Raw genomic sequence first — 5,672 nt, forward strand, 5'->3', positions numbered from 1 at the left:
CATCAAAGCATACCAAATACTAAAGGCATCTCTATGTGTAAGAAATATATTTATAAAAAAAATTTTTTGTTATGTACAATTGCTGGAACTTTCATTTTTTCTCATCTCGCTCCAACTCATGCAAATACACAACCTCCGGAAATTATTAATGAGTTTAAGCTGGAAGACGGAGAGGAAAAAACTCTTAATAATGTTTTTATCCGCAATGGATTAAGCGCAGTGTACGCCTCTAAAAAAGCGATTGCCACAATTACAAACTCCACAATACATTCAGCTTCGTTTGCCTTTTCTGTATCACAAGGTGGACGTATTAATGCTAAAGGAGTTAAAGCCAATGCCTTGTATACTGGTCTATCAATTTCGAACGGTATCATCAATATTGAAGATTCATTCATAGAAAGCAAAAGAAAATCCGGTGTTATTTTTCACAGCATTTTAGATGTTTTTTTGAAAGATGGTGAGGAAGTTATCAATAAGGCAATTCTTACCAATACAAAACTTCTTGTGAGAGATGGTGTCGGTATTTTAGGACCTTCATCTTCAAAGTCTGTTGCCGAAGTTCAACTTAGAAATTCAGAAATTCGTGCTGATGTATTATTACAAAATAATGTAAAAAAGAAAACAGATTCAGATCCTCACCCTGTGACTTTTATATTAACTGCCGATAATTCGATTATGGAAGGAAGAGCAAGAACCCTAGCAGTTAATACGACTGTTTTTAATTTAACTAACAAGAGCAAATGGTATTTAAATGTAAGTCAATATGACATAAATCGTGATTCTAGTACATTTAATTATGCTCTTCACGACATTGAGCAGCGAGCACTGTCTACCGTTTCAGTCCTGAACCTTAATAATAGTTCTATTGTGTTTAATGAGCCCCATACACTGGCAAGGGGTCAATATCAAACCTTGAGTATAGGACAAGCTATTGAGGTTCCTCATTCACAAGAAAATAGGGACTCCACGACAAAAACTGTCTACAATGCAACGGGCAATGCAAGGATTTATTTCAATACAGAATGGAGTGATGGTTTAGGAAAAGCACAACAAAAAACAGACCGCCTTCTTGTCCATGGAGATGTCTCAGGTACCACAATAATTAATTTCAATAGTCTTTCAAAAGATAAGTCATCGACAGGAGAAGCTCCTATTCCCGCGAATATGCGTGGTCTGTCACTCATACAAGTATCTGGACAGGCAGATAAAAATTCCTTCAAGCTAGAAAATGGCTATGTCACAATGGGTGGTTTGCCTTATAAATATGTACTCAATGCCTATGGACCAACCTCAAGTCTTGGAAAAGCCGAGAGCGCGCAAAGCCGCTTAGGGGAAGTATCTCAACAATCAAAAGACAAGAGCGCAAAAACCGACACGACTCCCGTTGTATTAGGGGGAATGACTTTAGGCGTTGAGAATAATATAAAAGGTGAATCAACATCAAATTCTGGACAAACAGGCAACGTACAAAACCATTTGAGAGAACATCAGAATTTCTGGGATTTCCGCTTGCAACGTGAAACGCTCGATGATGAAGGAAAGATCAAAGCTCTCGTTCCTCAGGTAGCAAGCTATTTGGTCATGCCTAACGCTCTATTCTCAGCTGGATTGGCTGATGTAAACAATCAAAATGCGTTACTGGATACGATGCAAGAAACAGGTTTTGAGACAAAAGATCATAAAAACAAAGGGTTTTTCTTCTCGACCTATGGCAATAAGATGACATTATCCTCCCACCGTACGCCGTTACAATATGGCTATGGTGCCGATATTCACTACGCTGCTTTACAAGCAGGCTTTACGTTGGTTGCTCTAGAAGATCAAAACATGACCACCAATTTTGGTCTTTTAGGAACATATGGGAAATTGGCTTTCACCCCAAAAGATATGAAAGGTGCTGACAAGAGTACACTCGATAAGTGGTCACTGACTGCATATAGTGGCCTGCATCATCATAATGGGACATATGTCCATGCGCTCTTCTCCTATGGAATGCTCAAGGGAGATATCACCACTGCTCTCATAGGAAAGACAGCAGAATTAACGAACACCGATACATTCAGTGCATCGGCAACCGTTGGACAAAAATTTGAAACCAGTACGAAAGGATTGTCCTTTGAACCACAAGCACAAGTCGTTTATCAACGTCTTATGATTGGCACACTCTCAGATATTGATGGCTTTAATGTGGATATGGGAAATCCTCATCAATGGTTGGTGCGTGTTGGTGGGCGCTTAACGCAAAAAATAGTTCCTACTGAAAACGGTGGTATTCTTTCTTTTTATGGTAAATTGAATATTGTTAAAGCCTTTTCTAACAATAGCACCATAAAGATTGGTGAATCGTTCCACCTTGATACTATGGGAGCTGCGATTGAAGGTGGACTTGGTGTGAATGCACAATTATCACAAAATATTGTCCTTCATGCTGATGTTCATTATCAACAAAAGCTGCAAAAAACCGGTATATCGGGAGCAAGCTTTTCAGGCGGAATACGCTATCAATTTTGAAGAAAAACTGTAAAATAGCCATTCTATTCAATTTAACCAAAAGGCAGCACAATATGCTGCCTTTTTTATTCTTGACACTCTTTTATTAAAAGATCGCTTGAATAGCGTTGTTATTTATCCCCTTAACATCATCTCCATAAAGATTTATTGATTTACAAGGCTAACGTATTGTCCTTGAAGCCTATCAGATTAAATGCATTCATCTCTCTTAAACAAAATGACACAAAGCGATTCATCATCCACGTGAGAGCGAACCAAAACGCTCAGAAAAAACACCTAGAGATAACTATGCTGAGCTTAGATGTTATTGATAAATCTCGCTTGCTTCATAAAAGCCCCTTCCCTTTTTCTCAAGAAAAAGAAAATGTAATAATTTCATTATCATAAATAGATAAAGAAAACATAACCTGCGATTATTTTCCTCTTTCCATGGAAAACATATTCCCAAGCATCCCTTTGCATCCCCCTTTACGCAGTCAATTTAATGAGATGAAATAAAAACAAAAAAGATATCAACAAATTTATCAAGACACTCAAAAAGAGTAATAGGGTTTATAAAAGAACCAATTAGAGCTCTTTAGCATAGTTATAAAACACATTGTACTTAATATAAAATACATCAAATAGAAAATTAAGAAAACTTTTTTAATTTTTGCTGACAGCTACGCCTCGCTATGCTGTTTCCCCTTTGTTTTCTCTAATATATCAAAATATATAACGGTATCCTAGTACCATAAACGAAAGTACAAATACACAACGACTATCTACTTATCATAGCTATAAATATTATTTTGATATTTTTAAAAAATATTTTTATACACAATAAATACAATATGAATTAATTTTAAATAATTTGACTATAAGTAAATTATAAAATAATAATTACAAAATAATAAATAGTAATTAGCCATTTTTTATTTTCTTATATTGTTTGTTCTTCTTATGTAACAAGCGGGGATATAACAAGCCAAGAAAACATTTGCAGCTTAGTTAAGTGAGGAGAACATAGATGTCCAAAAAAATTCTTCTATCATATACAGCAATTTCAGCAATCCTATTGTTTGGCACCTATCCTAATGCACAAGCGAAAGAACTTAGAGTTTCTGGTGAGAAAAAAATAGAAGTCTCTAAAGAAAGCTACAATAATATTTGGGCAGAAAAGGGTGGAAAAATCATCGGCAAAAATTTAAAGCTGGGGAGTACGCCTCCGGAAGGAACACCATTTGTTGCAACCATTGTCGTCGTTAAAGGATCCGATAGTTTGATTGAATTATCGGAAAATACCATTGTTGGTGCTCCACTTGGAAATGATCCTTTTTATGGATATGGCGTTCAAGTATCAGACAACGCTACATTCAAGATGACAGGAGGTTCTATTAATGTTTCTGCAAGCGGTGTAGCTCTCTTTAATAGTAGTAGCGTACTGGAAAATGTCACAATAGCAAGTTGTAAAAATGAATATGATAACGTTCTAATGAAGGGAATAAGTGCTTATAAAAAAAGTAAACTCACTTTAAAAAATGTAACCATTAAAGAAGCAATGTACGGCGTAAGGGCAGAGGACACTTCTCAAGTAACAGTTTCAGGTGGATCCTTTGGAGGGAGGATACACGCAGGAAGTGGCAGCACTATTATTTTAAAAGACAATGTTGAAGTAACATCATTCAAGGGTGAAAATCCAGGTGCAGATGACCATGAATATGAGCCCGGTGATGGATTATATGCAAGCGATTCTCAATCTAAAATCACCATGACAGGAGGAAAAGTCACTGCAAACGGATCGACTTTTGTCTTAAAAGATGGTGGAAAAATTGATACGATAAATATATCGGCAAAGGCAGAAAGGAGTGGTATAAGATTTGAAGCCTCCCCTAATGATAAGACTTCAGAAATCAATTTAACGGATACAAAATTGCTTGTTGAAAATGGTGTTGGAATAAATACCATTGAATCAATTGGTAAAGTTAATCTTAAAAATTCAAAAATCCTTGCTGATACGTTATTCAAAAACGACATACAGGAGACAGAACCTGTTGAAATGTTTACTTTAACCGCAGATCACTCTGTCTTACAAGGTGGTGTAAGAAATAAAGAAAAGGGAAAAACAAGCTTTGATCTTAAAAATGAAACAACGTGGACGTTGAAAATCAGTGAAAATGAAAAAGACGCTGAGGGAAACTTACGTGATATTGCTCAAAGAGCACGCTCTGATGTTTCTGTCTTGGGTCTTAACAACAGCTCTATAATTTTTGACAAACCAACAGAAGGTCATTATCAAACATTGCATATAGGTTCCGGAAAACCAGGGACTACGGCCGTCTATAATGCAACAGGTGATGCAAAAATTTATTTCAATACAAAATGGACTGATGGCACACCAATCACAGAGCAAGAAACCGATCATCTTCTCATTCACGGCGATGTTTCAGGCTCCACAACAGTTTATATTCAAAGCGATTTAGGAGATAAAGAGAGTGTCATAAATGCTTCCGATCCTTCTAACATAAGTGGGCTTTCACTGATCCAAGTTTCCGGAAAGGCTGATGAAAATTCTTTCAAATTAGCCCATGGTTATATCACAAGGGGTGGTTCACCTTATAAATATACGCTAACAGGTTACGGACCAGAATCAAGCTATGGCCAAGCGAATATTGAACAAAGTCTCTTTGATGAAAAGAATGAGAATTTCTGGGATTTCCGCTTACATAAAGAACTTCTTCCTGATTCAAAAGTAGAAGCACCTGTAGCACAAATGGCAAGCTATTTGGTCATGCCAAATGCTCTCTTCTATAGTGGATTGACTGATATGGCTGAACAAAACACTTTGTTGGCAAATATCAGAACAGCGATCATAGATAAAGGACAAGAAAAACAAAACGGCTTTTTCTTACACACCTATGGAAGTACAGGAACCTTCTCCTCTGAAAGCGCGCCACGTCAATATGGTTATAGCGGTGCTGACCTTCGCTATGCCGCTCTCCAAGGAGGGGTGAACTTTGCAACACTGGAAGGGCATAATACCACAACCAATTTCGGTCTTTTAGGAACCTATGGACAGCTTTCCTTTACGCCAAAAGATATGCAAGATGCTGGAAAAAACACCGTTGATAAATGGTCCCTCACAGCCTATGCAACCATACAGCATGACAATGGCTTTTATC

The 5,672-nt window shown here is 37.0% G+C and carries 2 protein-coding genes; both read left to right on the top strand.

The window, feature by feature from the left end; genetic code table 11:
• Window positions 1–33 precede the first annotated feature (33 nt).
• A complete protein-coding gene (locus FS875_RS09220; protein ID WP_144755981.1) occupies window positions 34–2,511 on the top strand; it encodes an autotransporter outer membrane beta-barrel domain-containing protein in 2,478 nt (825 codons plus the stop codon).
• Between the two features lie 1,009 nt (window positions 2,512–3,520).
• The coding region (locus FS875_RS09225) for an autotransporter outer membrane beta-barrel domain-containing protein (RefSeq protein WP_144755984.1) at window positions 3,521–5,672 on the top strand (2,152 nt) is incomplete at its 3' end.

This window comes from Bartonella saheliensis (assembly GCF_902162175.1).